This window comes from Fibrobacter sp. (assembly GCA_024398965.1).
GTDB lineage: Bacteria > Fibrobacterota > Fibrobacteria > Fibrobacterales > Fibrobacteraceae > Fibrobacter.
In genome coordinates this window covers 13,876-31,698 of the sequence record JAKSIF010000017.1, presented here as the reverse complement: position 1 = coordinate 31,698, position 17,823 = coordinate 13,876, and the positions used below count along the sequence as shown (strand labels likewise).

The 17,823-nt window shown below is 51.6% G+C and carries 19 protein-coding genes; 11 read left to right on the top strand and 8 right to left on the bottom strand.

From position 1 onward, the window contains the following. Window positions 1-87: 87 nt before the first annotated feature. Together MJZ26_08550 and MJZ26_08545 are read right to left on the bottom strand one after the other, a co-directional pair. On the bottom strand, window positions 88-522 hold the full coding sequence (locus tag MJZ26_08550) for a hypothetical protein (GenBank protein ID MCQ2105826.1): 435 nt from the start codon (window positions 520-522) through the stop codon (window positions 88-90). Next, a complete protein-coding gene (locus MJZ26_08545) occupies window positions 515-1,912 on the bottom strand; it encodes a DNA methylase (GenBank protein MCQ2105825.1) in 1,398 nt (465 codons plus the stop codon). The genes MJZ26_08550 and MJZ26_08545 overlap by 8 nt, the downstream gene beginning before the upstream one ends. Window positions 1,913-1,972: 60 nt before the next feature. On the opposite strand from MJZ26_08545, the gene hisE reads away from it, so the two are divergent. From hisE to MJZ26_08490, 11 genes are all read left to right on the top strand, one after another. Then, entirely contained in the window at window positions 1,973-2,233 is a 261-nt protein-coding gene (hisE, locus tag MJZ26_08540; protein ID MCQ2105824.1) for a phosphoribosyl-ATP diphosphatase, read from the top strand. Further along, window positions 2,230-3,069 carry an ATP phosphoribosyltransferase gene (gene hisG, locus MJZ26_08535; GenBank protein ID MCQ2105823.1) on the top strand — a complete coding sequence of 280 codons (840 nt, stop codon included), beginning with the start codon at window positions 2,230-2,232 and terminating at the stop codon, window positions 3,067-3,069. Before hisE ends, hisG begins: the two co-directional genes overlap by 4 nt. Before the next feature lie 18 nt (window positions 3,070-3,087). After that, window positions 3,088-4,320 carry an EAL domain-containing protein gene (locus MJZ26_08530; protein ID MCQ2105822.1) on the top strand — a complete coding sequence of 411 codons (1,233 nt, stop codon included), beginning with the start codon at window positions 3,088-3,090 and terminating at the stop codon, window positions 4,318-4,320. Next, complete coding sequence (recR, locus tag MJZ26_08525) at window positions 4,320-4,916, top strand: recombination mediator RecR (GenBank protein ID MCQ2105821.1); 597 nt, start codon at window positions 4,320-4,322, stop codon at window positions 4,914-4,916. Before MJZ26_08530 ends, recR begins: the two co-directional genes overlap by 1 nt. After that, the gene (yihA, locus tag MJZ26_08520) at window positions 4,913-5,611 is read left to right on the top strand and encodes a ribosome biogenesis GTP-binding protein YihA/YsxC (protein ID MCQ2105820.1); all 699 of its coding nucleotides are present in this window, start codon (window positions 4,913-4,915) and stop codon (window positions 5,609-5,611) included. Before recR ends, yihA begins: the two co-directional genes overlap by 4 nt. Next, window positions 5,608-6,489 carry an ABC transporter permease gene (locus MJZ26_08515; GenBank protein MCQ2105819.1) on the top strand — a complete coding sequence of 294 codons (882 nt, stop codon included), beginning with the start codon at window positions 5,608-5,610 and terminating at the stop codon, window positions 6,487-6,489. Before yihA ends, MJZ26_08515 begins: the two co-directional genes overlap by 4 nt. Window position 6,490: 1 nt before the next feature. Beyond that, complete coding sequence (locus MJZ26_08510; protein MCQ2105818.1) at window positions 6,491-7,330, top strand: ATP-binding cassette domain-containing protein; 840 nt, start codon at window positions 6,491-6,493, stop codon at window positions 7,328-7,330. Between the two features lie 106 nt (window positions 7,331-7,436). Continuing rightward, a complete protein-coding gene (gene pyrC, locus MJZ26_08505; GenBank protein ID MCQ2105817.1) occupies window positions 7,437-8,438 on the top strand; it encodes a dihydroorotase in 1,002 nt (333 codons plus the stop codon). 138 nt (window positions 8,439-8,576) lie between these two features. Further along, window positions 8,577-9,326, top strand: coding sequence for a 1-acyl-sn-glycerol-3-phosphate acyltransferase (locus MJZ26_08500; protein ID MCQ2105816.1), 750 nt, complete (start codon window positions 8,577-8,579; stop codon window positions 9,324-9,326). A 1-nt stretch (window position 9,327) separates the two neighbouring features. Then, on the top strand, window positions 9,328-11,766 hold the full coding sequence (locus MJZ26_08495) for a ribonuclease R (GenBank protein MCQ2105815.1): 2,439 nt from the start codon (window positions 9,328-9,330) through the stop codon (window positions 11,764-11,766). Continuing rightward, the gene (locus MJZ26_08490) at window positions 11,766-12,698 is read left to right on the top strand and encodes a hypothetical protein (protein ID MCQ2105814.1); all 933 of its coding nucleotides are present in this window, start codon (window positions 11,766-11,768) and stop codon (window positions 12,696-12,698) included. Before MJZ26_08495 ends, MJZ26_08490 begins: the two co-directional genes overlap by 1 nt. Window positions 12,699-12,743: 45 nt before the next feature. Here the strand turns inward: MJZ26_08490 and MJZ26_08485 are convergent, their stop codons facing one another. The 6 genes from MJZ26_08485 to MJZ26_08460 all read right to left on the bottom strand — a co-directional run bounded on the left by MJZ26_08485 (window position 12,744) and on the right by MJZ26_08460 (window position 17,697). Next, on the bottom strand, window positions 12,744-13,718 hold the full coding sequence (locus tag MJZ26_08485; protein ID MCQ2105813.1) for a hypothetical protein: 975 nt from the start codon (window positions 13,716-13,718) through the stop codon (window positions 12,744-12,746). Between the two features lie 122 nt (window positions 13,719-13,840). Continuing rightward, window positions 13,841-15,688, bottom strand: a complete 1,848-nt coding sequence (locus MJZ26_08480; protein ID MCQ2105812.1) for a YidC/Oxa1 family insertase periplasmic-domain containing protein — start codon at window positions 15,686-15,688, stop codon at window positions 13,841-13,843. Further along, window positions 15,685-15,933: a membrane protein insertion efficiency factor YidD gene (gene yidD / locus MJZ26_08475; GenBank protein ID MCQ2105811.1), complete on the bottom strand. Its 249-nt coding sequence runs from the start codon at window positions 15,931-15,933 to the stop codon at window positions 15,685-15,687. The genes MJZ26_08480 and yidD overlap by 4 nt, the downstream gene beginning before the upstream one ends. Next, the gene (locus MJZ26_08470; protein MCQ2105810.1) at window positions 15,920-16,279 is read right to left on the bottom strand and encodes a ribonuclease P protein component; all 360 of its coding nucleotides are present in this window, start codon (window positions 16,277-16,279) and stop codon (window positions 15,920-15,922) included. The genes yidD and MJZ26_08470 overlap by 14 nt, the downstream gene beginning before the upstream one ends. Window positions 16,280-16,295: 16 nt before the next feature. Next, complete coding sequence (rpmH, locus tag MJZ26_08465; GenBank protein MCQ2105809.1) at window positions 16,296-16,451, bottom strand: 50S ribosomal protein L34; 156 nt, start codon at window positions 16,449-16,451, stop codon at window positions 16,296-16,298. A 166-nt stretch (window positions 16,452-16,617) separates the two neighbouring features. Next, the gene (locus tag MJZ26_08460) at window positions 16,618-17,697 is read right to left on the bottom strand and encodes a GGDEF domain-containing protein (GenBank protein ID MCQ2105808.1); all 1,080 of its coding nucleotides are present in this window, start codon (window positions 17,695-17,697) and stop codon (window positions 16,618-16,620) included. Window positions 17,698-17,823: the final 126 nt, after the last annotated feature.

Below are 17,823 nucleotides of genomic sequence, written 5' to 3'. Positions count from 1 at the left end.
CTAAAAACCTTCTTTAGGGATAATTATAAAAAGTCTTCGACAACGTCTTTTTATAAAAAAATAGTTCAAAAAATTCTTTTGGTTACTTTAAAACTTCAGAGATTTCAGGTTAGCAAGAAAGATTACTTTATCTACAATCTGGATGGTTTGGGCGTTTGCATCGAGCTTTGCAACCATGCCTTCAATTTCCTCGTAGCGGCCAATACCTTCGGCCAACACACGGTCCTGTACAAAATGCGTCACCTTCACTATGGGATGCTCTCCGTGAGACAGGCTTTCCATCAAAATGGCTATGGTTTCGTTCAACTCTATCCTGGAATCTTCCATCAATTCATCTTGACGGACCGTCAGGTTTCTTTCTGCAGTTTCGTCAATGGCATCGCTATGCCCCCGCAAGGCAGCAAAGGGGCTGAAAATCTTTGCGCGATTCTCGATGGACATTCGCGGATGCTTTATCAAAAAATTCCAGTCGTTTCGCGGATAGGGCAAATTGATGATATCATCGTAATTGAAGTTAGGCACGGTGACCTCCAATCTGTCCGTTGCGTTCCACAGTTGTGGCACCATCCTGCAAATCCATGCCCTTGATGATGGCGTTCTTGCCAAAGCGCTTCTTGATTAGGACTTCCGCCTTCAAGCGCTTCTTTTCCCTTTCCTCTTTCTGCACATCGGTAAACAGGTCCGACTGTTCATAGCTCACGTCAAGAACATCATTCGCCACAAGGTTCAGACGTTTTAAGGTCAAGGCGGGGTTTACTACACGGTCGTAAAGTTTCATGACCGCATCGGCAATAACCGTAAGAGAACTGGTGTAGCGGCCAAGACTTGCCGTACCATGAGCCGGCTTTGGAATGGTTCGACCATATACATCTACAACGGTCTCTCCGTGATATATTCCCTTATCCACATTTTCGCGGTCATAGCCCATGTGGAGCGTAAGTCCATTCGTAACCAGGTTCTTGTCGATCAAATCTAGAACCAGCGTGTCAACCATCTCTCGCACCACAATGCGGGCCTTGTCTGCCGTATAGGCACAGCTTAGAACCTGGCCGCCGCCAATGCTGTTGGACTTGGGCTTGTACTTCTTGATTTCCGCAATGGTGCAGGGCTCATAACCCCAGGCATGATCAATGAGAATTTCAGCATTGATGCCAAACATCTTGTAGAGATCGTCGTATCGCTTGATGCTGACACGGGCTAGATCGCCCATGGTGTATATTCCGCGGCCGTCATTCAGGCGGCAGGTTTCCAATCGTTCTGCAATACCGCGGCCAACCTGCCAGAAACTAGTCAAGGGGCGGTGGCTCCACATTTCCCTACGGAAAGCCATTTCATCCAGTTCCGCAATGCGGACGCCGTCTTCATCGGGTTCCACATGTTTTGCCTTGATGTCCATGGCTATCTTGCATAGATAGAGATTGGAACCGATTCCCGCCGTAGCCGTAATCCCGGTGGTGTTGAAGACATCCTGAATCATGGTCTTCGCAAGTTCCCGAGGAGACTTCTTGTACAAAGACAGATACTGCGTCACGTCAATAAAACATTCATCGATGGAATACACATGAATGTCCTCGGAACTGACGTATTTCAGATAAACGTTATAGACTCGGGTAGAGAACTCCACGTATTTTGCCATCTGGGGAGCCGCAATGGTAAACTCCACCGTCTTGCCCGTTTTCGCCTTGATTTCTCGGACCTTCTGGTTTACTTCAAAAAGTCGCGCTCTCCCGGGAATTCCATAGGCCTTCAAGCTCGGGGTAACCGCCAGGCAGATGGTCTTTTCGGTTCTGCTCGCATCGGCAACCACCAAGTTCGTCTTAAGCGGATCAAGCCCCCGCAGCACACATTCCACGGAGGCAAAGAAAGACTTGAGATCTATAGCGATAAAGGTGCGTTTCGACGGACCCGGCATACAGACGCAATATAGATTTTTTATCTTTTCTCCCGTATAAAATTCTAAACGAGGTCAACTATGACGTTTGAAGAAATCTACGCGCTGGTTTGCGAGCGCAAGAGAACCATGCCCGAAGGCAAGAGCACTACCGAACTGTTTAAGAAGGGTGCTCACGGCATCGGCAAGAAGCTGGTGGAAGAAGCCGGCGAAAGCTGGATGGCCGCCCGTTACGAAACTCGCGACGACCAGTGTCTGGAACTTTCCCAGGTGCTCTACTATGTTGCCTGCATGATGGCAGAAAAAGGTCTCACCCTCGAAGAAGTGTACGCTAAACTATGATTAAGGTAGCTCTCCCGAATAAGGGCATGCTCTTTGAACCCACCCAGGAACTTCTGAAGGCCTGCGGTTACAAGGCATCCAAGCCCTACAAGACTTTGACCCAGATCGACACCAAGAATGGTATCGAATTCTTCTTCCTGCGTCCTAGCGACATCCCCATGTACGTGGGTCGCGGCATTATCGACGCAGGCATCACCGGTATCGACTTCAACGCCGAAGCCAAGAGCCCGGCTGTTAAGGTTCTGGACCTGCCCTTTGGCGCTTCCAAGATGTGCGCCGCAGTTCCTAACGAAAGCCCCATCCAGACTCTCGACGAACTGAAGGACTCCACCATCGCCACCTCCTTCCCCAACATTGTGGAAGGTTTCTACAAGAAGCCCATGAACTTTGTGGTTCTGGAAGGCGCTGTGGAAATTTCCGTGAGCCTCGGTGTTGCCGACGCTATCGTCGACGTTGTGGAAACCGGTACTACCCTAAAGCAGGCAGGCCTTCGCATTATCGGCGAACCTCTGTTCCGCTCCAATGCAGCCCTCTACTGCAACCCCCAGAAGACCGACCTTGAAGAAGTGAACACCCTGATCCGCAGAATCCAGGGTAAGCTTGTTGCCCAGTCCTACATGATGATCGAATACGACTGCCCCGCCGACGTGCTGGACAAGGCCGTAGCCCTCACCCCGGGTCTGGACGCTCCCACCGTCGCCAAGCTCCACGGTCGCGACTGGTACTCCGTAAAGGCCATGGTGCCCCAGGAAGATGCCAACGCCATCATGGACAAGCTCTGGGACGCAGGCGCACGCAGCATCCTGCTCTTCGGTATCAAGTCCGCTCGTATCTAATCTCGTACTAACCCTACGATGGAATCATTAGCTTACCTAGCTCGCCAACCCATCCTTGACCGCGATGGGAAGATTTTCGCCTATGAACTGCTGTTCAGGGATTCCCCGACCAGCGATACGGCAATTATTGCCAGCGACGTCCTGGCCACAGCCCAGGTGCTGGAAAACGTACTGAACAACATCGGCATCCAGCGCATTATCGGCGACAACAAGGCATTCGTCAACTGCAGCCGAAACATGCTGCTGGACAACCTGTTCGGTCTCCTTAACCCCAAGTATTTCGTACTCGAGGTTCTTGAAGACGTGGAAGTGGATGATGCCGTCGTCAAGGCTGTACAGCGCTACAAGGCTCTCGGTTTCGAGATCGCCCTGGACGACTTCATCTTCAATGAAGACTTCATCCAGCGCTTCAAGCCCTTGTTCCCCTATGTCAGCTATGTAAAGATGGACGTGGTGGACAACAGCCTGGAGGCCATGACCAAGGCCGCAGGATTCTTCAAGGTTCTCGGTATCAAACTTTTGGCAGAAAAGGTGGAAGACGAGTCTACCTTCAAGCGCTGCCAGGATGCAGGTTACGATTACTTCCAGGGATTCTTCTTTGCAAAACCGGAACTGGTGACAGGCCGTAAGATCGACGCAACCTCCGCCGCCATCCTGCAGCTGATCCTGTTGCTTCACTCCCGCCCCAGCCTCGAGGCTCTGTGCGAAAGTCTAGACAAGAACCCGGACATCGCAACCAACCTGCTTCGTTTCGTCAATTCCAACGCAGAGCGCAAGCATAGCCACATCGAATCTGTCAAGGACGCTATCCTCTGGGTAGGAATGCGCCGCATTCAGGAATGGTTGATGCTCATGCTTTACGCCCGCCCCGAGATGGGCATTACGCCTCAGGATTCTCCCCTGTTCCAGAACGCAAGCCACCGAGCCAAGTTCCTGGAAACACTGGCCCGCGAAATCGATCCGGAAAACGATGACTTCTGCGCCAAGGCCTTCATGGTGGGGCTTCTCAGCCGTATGGACGCCCTGGTGCGCGCCCCGCTGGAAACCATTCTCCCCGACGCTCCCACCGACGACGAAATGCAGGACGCATTGCTTGGCCGTACCGGACGTCTTGGTCAACTGCTCTACCTGGCAGACTCCGTAGAACTTGACGACAGCCAGGCCATACAGTCCATCATCAACGAGCTCGGCATTACCGCAACCCAGCTCAAGTACTGCATAGCAGAATCCTACAACTGGGCCAACGCATAATGAGTATTGAACCGCAAAGCCTGGAAGCATTGATTGGAGAGTTCGCAGGACTCCCGGGAATCGGTCAGAAGACTGCCCGACGTCTTGCCTATCATATCCTTTCCAAGAACAAAGCCGACGTGGAACGCTTTGCGGACAACCTCGTTAACGCCGTCACCAAGGTTCATTGCTGTCCCCAGTGCTACGCCTTCACAGACGAAGACGTTTGCCCCACTTGCAAGGGCCGCGCTGGCGCAAAGTCCATCTGCGTTGTTGAAAAAAGTTCAGACATCATTCCCTTTGAACGTTCCGGAATCTACCGAGGCCTTTACTTTGTTCTAGGCGGTGTCATTTCACCCCTAGATGGAATCGGTCCCGAAAAACTGCACCTGGCACAATTGGTCAACCGCATCAAGGAAGAAGGCATCGAGGAACTGGTCCTCGCCCTCGGTAGCAGTCCCGAAGCAGACAGCACCGCCCTGATGATCGACCGCATGCTGGCAGGAGTCAATGTAAAGCGTACCCGTCTCGCCCGCGGCATCCCCATGGGTAGCGACCTTGAATTCGTCGACGAAGTCACCATGTTACGTGCCTTCGAAGGAAGAGTAAGCCTATGACCCCCGAAGAAAAGAAACCTAAGGCACAGCACCCTATGGCCCCCAAGGGCAAGAAGGCTCGCCCCCCGAAAGTGGAAACCGCCCAGGCCACCGTAGTGGTTGGCGGTTTCAAGATTACTTCCGCCAAGTTCGCCAAGGCTGCAGTCAGCCTCAAGGGCATTCCCGAGGAACGCCTTCCCCAGATTGCCTTCCTTGGACGCTCCAACGTGGGCAAATCTTCCCTGATGAACGCCCTTATGGGCAAGAAAGACCTGGTAAAGGTCAGTTCTACCCCCGGAAAGACCCGCGAAATCAATTTCTTCAAAGTCAATGACCAGTTTTTTCTTGTAGATTTACCAGGTGTAGGCTTCGCAAAGGTCAACAACGCAAAACGAGACCAAATGTCCGAATTTATCCGCGAGTACGTGGAAAAGTGTCAGGACCTGAAGGGTCTCGTCTACCTGGTGGACATTCGTCATGGCGGTCACGATATTGACGTGGAAACCGTCGAAAGCATCCGCGCCACAGGTTGCCCGGTGCTGATCATTGCAAGCAAACGCGACAAAGTCAACCAGTCCGAACTGGCCAAGGGACTTCGCTCGATCAAGGAAAAGTTCGATCTCGATACTAATCCCCATTGTGTCAGCTCCCTCAAGAAATTTGGCCTGGAAGACCTTTGGAACAACATTCTCTTGGCGATACAACTTAAACGATGAGTAACGACGTAGAACAAAACGGACAAAAGCTGACCCCACTTGGAAAGATTTTCCACAAGCTGGGCCTGTTTCTGCTGAGCCGCACAATCGGTCAGCAGTTTGCTCTGTTTTGGAACGCCGTGAAAAGTCTATTCTACAGCAGCAGCCGTAGCTTCAAGACCGACTCCAGGAACATCATCATGCAGACGTTCTTTACTGGTGTCGAAATCTTCCCGGTTTTATTCGTAGTGGCCACCTTGTTCGGCACCGTGGTGATTATTGAAGTGATTTCCATGATGGGCAAAATGGGCTTTGATGACATTGTGGGTAATCTTATCGTAATCGTGATTATCCGCGAACTAGGGCCCATTCTTACAGCGTTCTTGATTGCAGGTCGAAGTGGATCTTCTCTTACAACCTACATCGGCACCATGGTCATCAATTCCGAAGTAGACGCTCTCGCCACCATGGGTGTAGACCCAATCCGTTTCCTCGTGATGCCCGGTCTCTTTGGTGGATGCATAGCCCTATTCTTCATGAACATCGTCTTTAGTACCAGCGCCATCTGTGCCGGATTCCTGGCGACAAAGGGCGTTATTGCCCTTACTGGAAACATCATCAACATTCAGCTGACCTGGTCTTACCTAAGTACCGAGATTCTGAATGCACTGACTCTTTCGGACTTTATCTTTATCATTATCAAGCCCTTGGTCTTTGGTGCCATCATTACAACCAACGCCTGCTACCAAGCTCTTGATATCCAGCGAGATGTTCGCCAGGTTCCCAAGGCAACATCCAAATCTGTCATTAAATCCTTCCTGTATGTTGTGTGCGCCGACGTGGTTTTGTCAATATTCTATTTCGTAGACTACATGAACAATATTTCCACGATTATCTAGTATGCAAGACGAAGCCTTAAGAATGGAAAACATCCACCTGGCCTATAAGGACTTGGCTGGTACAATCTTTTCTAAGCCCCGCTCTTTGGGCTTTTTCAGCAAGAAGGAAGAAGACCCCCAGAAGGAACTCATTATTGGCGCCAACCTGGTGGTCAATCGTGGCGAGACCCTTTGCATTGGTGGCGGTTCCGGCCAGGGCAAGAGCGCCCTTCTCCGAATTATCGCAGGTCTTGTCCGCCCAACTTCCGGCAACATGTACTACTTCGGCGAATACATTTCTCCGGAACGTTTGACTGCATTGGAAGTAGCGAAGCGCCAGGTAGGTCTCGTATTCCAGAACGGAGCCCTCATTTCCAACATGCGTGTGCGCGACAACATTGCGCTACCGCTTCGTTACCACAAGAGGGGATCTCCTGCAGAAATCGAAGAAAAGATCCAGATGGCCATGGACCTGATGCGAGTCCGCGACCATGCGGATTTATTCCCTCACCAGCTGAGTATGGGTATGCAGAAGCGTGTAGCTATCGCCCGTTCCTGGGCCATGGACCCGAAGTTGCTGTTGATGGACGAACCTACCGCCGGTCTGGACAACTACAACCGCCGTAATCTGCTGCCGCTGATTGACAACATGCGAATGCTGTTCAAGACCACGATTGTCATCGTGACCCACGACTTGCTTATGTCCAAGGAACTGGATTGCAATATCTGCTTCCTTCACCGCAAGACATTGACAAAACCCCAAAGTTTTGACTACTGGCTGAATTCCGATACCGAAATTTCCAGGGAACTGTTCCGTGACCTGCGGGCACAGGAATCCCCCATGCAGCATTCCCTCCTGTAGCCCTAATTTCTCATCCTTCATTTTTCATCCTTCATCTTTCATTATTCATTGTTAACTGTTCATTGTTAATTGTTAATTGTTCATTATTCACTCTTCACTAATCACTATGTTCCTTCCTTTACCAGACGATTTTCATGCTCACCTGCGTCAGGGCGAATTGATGCCCGGCTACGTTCGCGACCTTGTTTCCCAATTCGGCCGCGCAATCATTATGCCCAACACCATCCCGGCAATGACCAGTGCCGCGTCCATTGCTCAGTACAAGAAGGAAATCTTGGAAGCCGCAGCGGACATTCGCCCGGACTTTGAGCCCCTCATGACCTTCAAGCTGAATCCCAGCTACACCGAACAGGATCTGAAGGACATGATGGCCGCAGGCGTAGTGGCAGGCAAGTACTACCCTGCAGGCGTCACCACCAATAGCGCCGATGGCATCAGCGATTTTGAAGCGGTATTTCCCGTTGTAGCCATGATGGAAAAGCTTGGCCTCGTGCTCTGCGTCCACGGCGAAGAACCGGGCGAATTCTGCCTAGACCGCGAGCCCGCCTTTATCAAGCGCGTTGAAATTCTTGCAGAAAAGTTCCCCAAGCTGAAGATTGTTTTTGAACATCTTTCCAGCGCCAAGGCCGTGGAAGCGGTCAAGCGTCTGCCCGCAAATGTGGCTGCCACCTTTACGGTTCATCACCTGATGATGACTCTGGACGACGTCATCGGAGACGCCCTCAGGCCGCACCATTTCTGCAAGCCGTTACCGAAGCGGCCTGAAGACCGTGCCGCCATTAGAGAAGCCGCCTTCAGCGGCAACCCGAAGTTCTTCCTCGGCACGGACTCTGCCCCGCACCAGCAGGGTAAAAAGGAATGCCCATGCGGGGCAGCGGGCGTCTACAGCGCTCCGGTGGCCCTTCCTCTCCTAGTCCAGGAATTCGACCGCGCCGGCGCCCTGGACAAGCTTCCCAACTTTATCGCAGGCTTTGGCGCAGACTTCTATGGCATTCCCCGCACCACAAAGCAGATCGAAGTGGTCAAGGAAAGCTGGACCGTTCCCGCAGTCGTCAACGGTGTAGTACCCCTCGCCGCAGGCCAGACTCTAGAATGGCGAATTAAGTAATACTAAAAAAAGTGTACTTTCAATCCCAAGTAGAAAATACTTGGGATTTTTTATTTGTATTTCTTATTTTCGAACTTCTTTTTTATATAGATTATCCTTAAGAGAACAAGGCGCCATGCGCCATAAAACTGGGAAATTATGGCTTTTATCAGAGCAATTCTTTACTACCTCACCATCGCCGTATCGCTGGTGATTATCGGCGTACCCTATATGCTCGTGCGCGGGGGTATTTTTGGCCAATGGGAAAAATGCACCGAACTTTGCATCCTGTTTTTCAGAGTGGTTTTCAAACTGTTCGGAATTAAGCTGGAGATTGTCGGCAAAGAGAACATTCCCACCGAAAGGAATTTCGTAATCGTCTCAAACCACCAGAGCTTTTTGGACATTAACGTCATCTGGCCCTCCATCGCCGTGTGCGCCTTTATTGCCAAGGAAGCGCTTTGGCATATTCCCGTTTTTGGCTGGGTCATAACCCACATCGGTTGCATTCCTGTCCATAAGGACCCACGCAAGAATGCAGACATCGGCAAGAGGGTGGTTGAACGACTTTCCCACAATTATGTCATCAGCGTATTCCCCGAAGGTCATCGCAGCGCAGACGGTCGCCTGCTCAAGTTCCAAAATGGAATATTTCGTATGGCAAAAGAAAATCATTTTCCCCTTTTGCCAATTACATTAGTAGGGACAGGAGAACGCCTTGCCAAGACCAAATGGGCGTTTACTCCAGGCGTAGTCAAGATCGTGGTACACCCCCTGCAGACCCCGGAAAGCTTTGCAGAAAAGACCGCAGCAGATTTACGCGACGAAGTGTTTAATATGATTGAATCCGCACTGCCTTATAAGCAGGCGGAAGCCGCGGCCACGGCCGATGGCACCAAGGAGGCTTAAAATGGCTCAGCAGTTACCTACCGAAGAACAGATTGTAGCAGTTTTACGTGATGAACCCATGGTGGGAAGCCGTCTCCGCGCCTCCCTGGGCCTTCCCAAGAAACAGAAAATGGCTTTTAAGCAGCTCCTGGCCGACATGGTGGAACAGGGCATCTTGAAGCGTACCAACCACAAGGAATACCAGATTGGCGATGGCGAGCCTCTTGAAGAAAAACGCGAAAAGCGCCTAAAGAAAGTCGCTGAGCAAGGTGGTGATGACAACCGCCGCCCCGGTGCCCGTAGCCGCCGCCAGACCGAAGACAAGAGCACCCGCGTACGTCGCGGCGTTCTCCACCAGGTTGGAGAAGAGGACTGGATCGTCACCGAACTGGAAACCGAAAAAGAATTTGAAATGTGCCACCGCCGTCAGGCTCCTGGCAAGGAAGGCGAAGTCATCAGCTTCACCCTGTATCCTCACCCGCGCCTCAAGCACAGCTACCTTGCAAAGGTGGACCACTCCGCTGATCTCATCACCATGACCTGGAAGGAAATCACCCAGAAGTTCATGGAAGAAGCCAACCTTCCCAAGGGCTTCAGCAAGGAAATTCAGGACTACGTCAAGGGCCTCAAGGCACCTACCACCAAGGATTTCAAGGGACGCGTGGATTACCGCAACACGGTGATTCTCTGCATCGACCCGGAAGGCGCCATGGACCATGATGACGCCATTTCCGTGGAAAAGACTGCGACCGGCTACAAGCTGGGCGTGCACATTGCAGACGTAAGCTACTACGTTCCCGAAGGAAGCGCTCTCGACGAAGAAGCATTGGAACGCAGCTACACCCAGTACCTGCCCTGGACCGCCGTGCCCATGATCCCCGACGAACTATCCAGCGATATTTGCTCCTTGCACGAAGACGTGGACCGTTGCGCCCATACCTGCATGATCGAGCTGGACAAGGACGCCAACGTCCTTAGCTGGGATTTCCATCGCAGTATCGTCCGTATTACCCGATCCCTCACTTACCAGCAGGCAAAGGCCCTCTGGGAACAGGGAGACCCGGACCTTGTCGCTCTTGCCGATGTAACCGCCAAGCTTAAGGCCAACCGCACCAAGGATGGCCAGCTGGAATTCAAGTCTACCGAAATGGGATGCCACTTCAACGAAGCTGGCGAACCTACCGATATTTATCCTCGCACCACAGACATCTCCAACTCTTGGGTTGAAGAATGTATGTTGATTGCCAACAACTGCTGCGCCAAGGAACTGAAGAAGCGCGGTCTCCAGGGCATCTACCGTATCCACGAAGCCCCAGATACCAAGGACATCATGGAACTGTACTACATGTACCCCAACCTGTTCCAGGGTTCTCCTGTGATGCTTCGCGAACTGGGCAAGCCCCGCAGTGGCGACACCAACTTGAACCCCACCGCCTTCAAGCTTTACGAACACTTGGTAAAGAAGGCCGGTGATGACGAAACTCTCACAAACCGAATCCTTCGCTCCATGCAGAAGGCCCACTACGACTCCAACAGTTTCGGTCACTTCGCCTTGAACTGGCAGGACTATAGCCACTTCACTTCTCCCATCCGCCGCTACGCGGACCTGTGGTGCCATCGTGAACTGGCTCGCAAGGGCAAGGAAATTTCTGCGGAACGCAAGGAAAGCGTCATCGATGTTTGCGACCTGATTTCCGCCAACGAAATCAAGAACATGAAGGTGGAACGCCAGGCCATCAAGGTCTGCTCCACATGGCTTTTGAAGGACCGCATCGGCGATAACTTCGAGGCAACCGTCAACGGCATCGAGGAATGGGGCATTTACCTCTCCATTAGCGATCCCATTGCAGAAGGCCTGTGCCGCTATCGCGATATCGCAGGAGACGACTTCTACGTATTCAACGCCGACCAGGGCCTTGCCTTCGGTAAGCGCAGTGGACGCACCTTCCGTCGTGGCGACAAGGTCATGGCACAGCTGCTCCGTGTGGACCCGCTCCGCGGCCAGGTGGACTTCTCCATCATCGAGAAGCTTTCTCCCGAGCCTAAGAAGAGCCGCCGTACCCGTCGCGACGTAGACGAAGACGCCCGCAACTTCAATGAACGCATGGACCGTGCGGAAGCCGCAGAAGCCTTGGGTTACGTAAGCCAGCCCGACGACGACCGCGACTTTGACGACGCTCCGGAATTTGTATCCGCAGGCGCCCGCAACCGCAATGGCGGCCGCGGCCGTCAGGGTCGACGCGGTTCCGATGCAGACGCACCCAGTTTTGAACGTACCGGCCGCGACGCTCGAGGCAAAGCCTCTCGTGGCTCCCGCAGTGGACGCGGTTATGGCGATGAAGACTCCCGCGGTTCACGTAGTTCCCGAGGTGGCAAGTCCGGCAAGTCATCCGGCGCCAAGGCCTACGGCGAAAAACTTTCAAGAGGTCGCGGTGGTCGCGGCCGCAGCGGTAGAAGATAATGAGCGCATCGACTAAAGTCATTCTCTACGCCAGTTACCAGACCGGGGACACTCTCCCCGGCTATGTCCAGTTTGCTCTTAAACATCTGGCGGAGACCGACTTTACCGTTATACTGCTGACAAACGAACGTGAACTTTCAGAAGCTACCCACAGTTTCTTGAAAGAGAACAACATCACACTGTATCTCACGGAAAACCGGGGCTTCGATTTCGGCATGTGGCGCAGGTTCCTCAAAGATATCGCCAACGGCCGCGGGAACTTAGTCTCCCTAAGCAACGTTGAGCGTCTTCTGCTGATAAACGATTCCATCGTCTATTTCCAGAATAACTTTGCAGACTTCATCAAGCGTGCCGAAGCCAGCAACGCAGATGCAATATCCCTGACGCAAAACGACGAAGTCCGCCCTCACCTGCAAAGTTTCTTCCTGTATCTAAAGCAGGAAGCCCTGGGCGCCTTCTACACCCACCTGATGGAAACTCCGGAACAAAGCACCTTCTACGACGTAGTGCACCGTCTTGAAATCGGCATGGCCAACATCTTTGACGAAGCGGAAGTCCAAATGGCGGCACTGTTCCAAACCCACGGCCACATCATGTTCGCCTATCCCGAGCTCATTGCACAGGGAGCAGGTTTCATCAAGCGCAAGCTGTTGCAAAAGCGTTTCGACTTCAAGGAAAAAGTCCACTTTATCCGCCGAGGCGCCTACGACGCACTAAACGCCGATTACGTAAAGATGATCGAGGATGCAGGTGTCGCTCCTGACTTCGACATTTCCTGGCTCCCCCAGCCCGTAGACAGTTCGGCAAAACAGGTGGCCGACAAGCTTTGGGAGAAGCCCTTCCAAAAAGTGGGCTGGCCTCTACTTCGCACCGCAATCAAGACCAAGTACAAGATTCTAGGTCGCAAGCTGGAAGGCGAAGAATACAAGTAAAAAAGAACTCCTTCATGGAGTTCTTTTTTTTCAGCTATTTCTTAACTACTTCGTATACGTTGTCGTGATTTTCAAACTGTCAACTTTGCCATACATGTCATAATACTTAAGCCACCATGTAAAGGCAGTATCAACCGGCACAGTACGCGTAGAATACAATGCATAGCCATCTTCCTCCGGCATGGGCATCGGATAAGTTGTGGTGGATGTCCAGCATTTATCAATCTGAAGCATCGAGAAAACAGTTCTTTTGGAACAGGTCTTGAATTCACTAATGGAATCGTGAGGAATACCCTCGTTTTCAAATTTTTGGCAGGACGACTCGTAATAATTTTCTGTCAAGGGAATCGTTATGCGTTCACCCATATACTGATCGGAACTCCAGCAAAATTTTGGAGCCCATTCTCCGGTATGGTCCAATGAGAATCCTTCCGGCAGAGAATCGGCATAAATGGAGTAGCGACTCGTGAAAATTTTTTCAGACACAGCACCGCAGGTACCCTTCACATTTCCAAAGACAGACTGAGCCGCAGCCGAATCAAATTCTGGCATCTTAACATAAGGCACATAAGACGTAAGAGGCTCTTCGCCATAATTTATTTTCAAAGTGTCTAGCACGGTCTGAATATCGCACGGAACTTTCTCTCCTAATCCATTAAAGCATGCTGCCAAAAGTATCGGTTTTGAAGCCCCACCGCACAAACCCGAATACCCGATTTTTTCACAAGTAAACGAATCTCCCACCACCTCGCAAGACATAAACTCAGCATTCTCAGTAACATATTCAAATGAAGAGTCATCAATCTGTTGCTTGAAGCTGACATAGCGAACCGTATCGTACACAACAACACTTGTTTCAACCGAGTCTTCATGAACCACAGACGAATCCTGAATTCCTGAGGGAAATTCATCAACACGTTCATCATCTTCGCGGGGAGCGGAACTTGAGCTATCGCTATCTCCGCAGGCGCTAAAAAATACCAACGCAGCGAAAGCAATGCAATAAGCATTCTTTGTCATATAAGCCTCCTAAACCACTCCCATAAAATACATTTTTTTACTAAAAAAACAATTCTCTCCCCCCATAAAAAAATGCCCGCGCAAATCTGCGCGAGCATTTTCTTTAAGCCGATTCAAACTGTTTACTTGACGATTTCTGCGTCCTGGACCTTCTTGCCCTTTACAGTCTTGGAGTCGTTACCGCCATTCATCTTGCCGCGGATAAGCTTGTACTGGACGATGGACCAGATGTTGGAAACGATCCAGTAGAGCACCAGGCCGGAAGGCATCACGGCACTGAACAGGAACATCATGGCAGGCATCATCCAGGTCATCATCTTGGCCTGGGCGGGATCCATGCCGGCGCCACCACCCATAGTCACCTTGGTCTGGAAGTAGGTGGTAATCACCATGATCCAAGGGAGAACGGCAAGGCCAGCAGGCATGAGGAACGGAATGCTGAATCCGCTGAAAATAACGTCGCTACGGCTCAAGTCGGTAATCCAGAGGAAGGCGGGCATGCCACGAAGTTCCACAGCGCGACCAAGCACGAAGAACAGGCCCATGAACACAGGCATCTGGATAATCATGGGGAGGCAGCCACCAGTGCAGCTGGCCAGCGGGTTCACGCCATTCTTCTGGTAGAGTTCCATAATGGCGGCCTGCTTCTTCTGGGGATCGCTACGGTACTTCACATTGATTTCATCCATCTGGGGCTTGAGCTTGCTCATGGCGCCGGTGGACTTCATCTGCTTTACGGTAAACGGAGTGGTAATGCCACGAACGATGAAGGTCACCAGGATGATAGCCACACCGTAGTTCGGAATAATGCTGTAGAACAGGTTCAGGAGCTTAAGGAGCATCTTGCAGATCCATACGAACCAGACGCTGGAACCGATGAACCACTTGGAACCGGTAACGATGATCTTTTCGTAACCCTTGTCCAGGGATTCAAGGGCATCCCACTGCAGAGGGAGAATCATGAAGTCATATGCCAGGGAATCGCCACGGAACTCGTTCTTCACCACCAGCTTGTAGGTGCCAGGGTTCTTGTCGTCTTCCATATCCTTCACATGCTTCACATCGAAGGAGGCGCCAGTAGGCATATCGTACTGGATGGTCATAGCCACATACTTACGGCGGAGACCGACCCATGCAAGCTTACCGTCGTTGAAGGACTGGGCGTCGGAAATCATTTCGCGTTCAACGCCATCGCCATTGTTATAGACGACTTCGCTGAAGTAATAGGAAGTACCGCCGAAGCTCTTGCCCTGGGGCAGTTCTTCGGTTTCCCTCATGCCGCCGTTCCAGGACAGTTCGTAATCATTCACGCGGAAGCCGACAAACTTGTTCACCTGGCGGACTGCGGGACCATCCTTGGTAAAGCCGTAGGAGCGAATCACCTTGTTTCCGTTGGCATCCTGGAATACAAATTCCACGGAAGCTTCGTTTTCAACAACAATCTTTTCGGGAGCATCGCCGGCATCAAAGAACACAGTGCTAAGGTCGGCAGCGCCGAGCTTCAGGTCCAGGGCACCAAGAGTCGTATCTTGGATAAGCTCAGGGAACTTGCCAGCGGAATCAGGCAGGGCCTTTACTACGACGCTCTGGATCTTTGCGCCCTTGTTGGACAGGGTCACAATGAACTTGTCGGTTTCCACCGTCACGGTGCGAGGCTCAATCACCTTGGCAACTTCCTCGGCCTTGGCGGAATCCGTAGCGGCACTGTCGGCAGCAACCGCGACAGGAGCAGCAGGAGCGGCATCGCCAAGAACCGGAGCAGCCTTCAGTTCGGTATTGCCAGTCACCGGCAAGACAAGACTGCCATTTGTGGTGGCCTGGTCAGCCTGGAGAGCGGCCACGGAATCTGCAGCAGCCTTCTTGGCTTCAGCAGCGGCGCGGGCAGCCTCGTTATTTGCGGAGGAGGTGGCGAACCACCAGATCATAATGACTACGATAAGAATAGAGCCGATAAGGGTGTTCTTGTTCATGTCCTTTCCTTTTTAGGGGGCACAGGATCGTACCCGCCCTTGCAAAATGGATTGCACCTTAAAATTCTAAAAACCGCAAGATAGAAACCTTTGAACACTCCGTGGACACGGATGGCTTCAATTGCATACTGAGAACAGGTTGGCTGGAACCGGCATACGCCATGAAAGAAATAGGGATGGATGACCTGGTACAGCCGGATGGGAGCAATAAGGAGGGCCCTGAAAAAACGGCTAACCTTCTCCACGGGTCCATTCCATCTTCTTGAAGATTTTTTCCGCAGTCTCGCGGAAGCGTTCCGACGTCACCTCGTCGGCCTTGTCGCTAACGACAATCATCGCCCAGACAGGCTTTTTGATATAGGGAACCATCCCGTAGAACAGGGGGCGCAGCAAACGGCGGCAGTGATTGCGGTAAACCGCATTCCCGTTCTTCTTTTTCGCCAAAAAGCAGAAACGACAAAAACCGTCCGGACTGTCAATCCACTTCATCGTGAAGGATGAACCGCGGACAAACTTCCCTTGGACGGCTACTTGCCGGTAAGCAGGCTGGTTAGGCAGCCTATAAGAACGCAAGGAGCGCTGGGTGGCCATTGGCCAACCGCCTCTCTTACTTCTTGTAGATGGTGTCGCTAACGGTCAAGCGCTTGCGGCCCTTGGCACGACGACGGCTCAGAACTGCGCGACCCCAACGGTCTTCCATACGGGTGCGGAAACCATGCTTGTTAGCGCGCTTACGATTATGAGGCTGGAATGTTCTTTTCATTGTAGTAACCTTTATTAAAAGTCAAAAATTTTTCGATTCGCAAAATTAGTAAATATTCATGATAAATCAAGGGGTCGGTTTCGGCTAATCACAACTTTTAGCGCCACCACAAGGTATTCCCCAAGCATTATTTCAACTTATTCACATTCTATCAACAGGTTTAATTTTAGGCCATCCCGCACACCTGGTTCTTGCCCTTGGATTTAGCCTGCTTAACCAGTCCATCCGCCATGGCGAGCGCCTGTCCAACATCCTTCAAGACATGGCTTCCAAGGTTCACGAGGCCTCCGCTCACCGTCACATGGACCTGGGGGTACTTCTCCCAACGCAGCTGGGTAATCCCCTTACGAACACTTTCGGACTTGGCGACAGCATCTACCTCGCTCCCGGCCCTGTATATATAGACAAAGGTCTCTCCACCATAGCGGGCAACGCATCCCTCTGTAGAGGAATCGCAGAATCCCTTCAGCAGTTTAGCCACAGAAGTTACCACCTGGTCTCCGAACATGTGGCCGCAGTAGTCGTTTACGCGCTTAAAGTCGTCGATGTCGAACATCAGCAGGCAAAAGTCATTGCGCCTGTGCCATACCACATTTTCCAGGTAATTCATCAAGTAGCGACGGTTATATATCTCGGTCAGGGGATCCCGCATGGAAAGGTAATCCAGCTTGGCCAGGAGAGCTTCCTTCTTGAATCGTTCCCGACTGTAGGAACCCATGGCAAAGGCTGCCACCAGGAACAGTGTCAGGCTATTCACCACGGTAGACGCCACAAAGTCCAAATAGGAGGAATCCCTATCCAGCGAAACAATTACAAGGGAAGGATCATTCCAAGAAGCCACAAGCACAGACACTTGGATCACTAGGGAGAAAGCAAAGGCTACGCTCTTACCCACCTTGCGGTCAGAGTACGCCAGCAACACCACGGAGGATATAAAGTACAGCGGCATGCCACTGGTAATTCCACCACAGAAAAGAAACAGCAAGGGAAGCAGAAAACAGCTTAGAATGCAGCACATCACCAGATAGCACTGGGAATACAGGGATGTCTTGACAGCAATCAGGCCAACAAGCACGCACACGATGGCGCATCCGATGCTGCAAAGGGAGGCCGCATAGCTCAACCCTTCATAGACAGTAAAGACGGCGGAGGAAATTGTAGCCGCGGAGACCACAACAAGAATTGTCCAAAAAAGCTTTCGTTCCAGGGTGTCCTGACGTTTCCAGAACTTTTTGACAAACTGCATACACACCCTCCTTTGCCTCTAATATAATTTGTTTTTAGCAGGGCATTTTTTCCAAAGTCAAATCAAATACTATATTTTCATCAGTTGGCAGACCAACGAAAAGAGTTTTATTTATCGGCAGGTAAA

Coding starts and splice junctions, on each gene's coding strand:
- MJZ26_08545 (MCQ2105825.1), bottom strand. CDS start 1,912: ATGCCGGGTCCGTCGAAACGCACCTTTATCGCTATAGATCTCAAGTCT.
- MJZ26_08480 (MCQ2105812.1), bottom strand. CDS start 15,688: ATGAACAAGAACACCCTTATCGGCTCTATTCTTATCGTAGTCATTATG.
- MJZ26_08495 (MCQ2105815.1), top strand. CDS start 9,328: ATGGCTCAGCAGTTACCTACCGAAGAACAGATTGTAGCAGTTTTACGT.
- MJZ26_08460 (MCQ2105808.1), bottom strand. CDS start 17,697: ATGCAGTTTGTCAAAAAGTTCTGGAAACGTCAGGACACCCTGGAACGA.
- hisE (MCQ2105824.1), top strand. CDS start 1,973: ATGACGTTTGAAGAAATCTACGCGCTGGTTTGCGAGCGCAAGAGAACC.
- MJZ26_08510 (MCQ2105818.1), top strand. CDS start 6,491: ATGCAAGACGAAGCCTTAAGAATGGAAAACATCCACCTGGCCTATAAG.
- hisG (MCQ2105823.1), top strand. CDS start 2,230: ATGATTAAGGTAGCTCTCCCGAATAAGGGCATGCTCTTTGAACCCACC.
- MJZ26_08490 (MCQ2105814.1), top strand. CDS start 11,766: ATGAGCGCATCGACTAAAGTCATTCTCTACGCCAGTTACCAGACCGGG.
- yihA (MCQ2105820.1), top strand. CDS start 4,913: ATGACCCCCGAAGAAAAGAAACCTAAGGCACAGCACCCTATGGCCCCC.
- pyrC (MCQ2105817.1), top strand. CDS start 7,437: ATGTTCCTTCCTTTACCAGACGATTTTCATGCTCACCTGCGTCAGGGC.
- MJZ26_08470 (MCQ2105810.1), bottom strand. CDS start 16,279: ATGGCCACCCAGCGCTCCTTGCGTTCTTATAGGCTGCCTAACCAGCCT.
- MJZ26_08530 (MCQ2105822.1), top strand. CDS start 3,088: ATGGAATCATTAGCTTACCTAGCTCGCCAACCCATCCTTGACCGCGAT.
- MJZ26_08515 (MCQ2105819.1), top strand. CDS start 5,608: ATGAGTAACGACGTAGAACAAAACGGACAAAAGCTGACCCCACTTGGA.
- MJZ26_08500 (MCQ2105816.1), top strand. CDS start 8,577: ATGGCTTTTATCAGAGCAATTCTTTACTACCTCACCATCGCCGTATCG.
- MJZ26_08485 (MCQ2105813.1), bottom strand. CDS start 13,718: ATGACAAAGAATGCTTATTGCATTGCTTTCGCTGCGTTGGTATTTTTT.
- rpmH (MCQ2105809.1), bottom strand. CDS start 16,451: ATGAAAAGAACATTCCAGCCTCATAATCGTAAGCGCGCTAACAAGCAT.
- recR (MCQ2105821.1), top strand. CDS start 4,320: ATGAGTATTGAACCGCAAAGCCTGGAAGCATTGATTGGAGAGTTCGCA.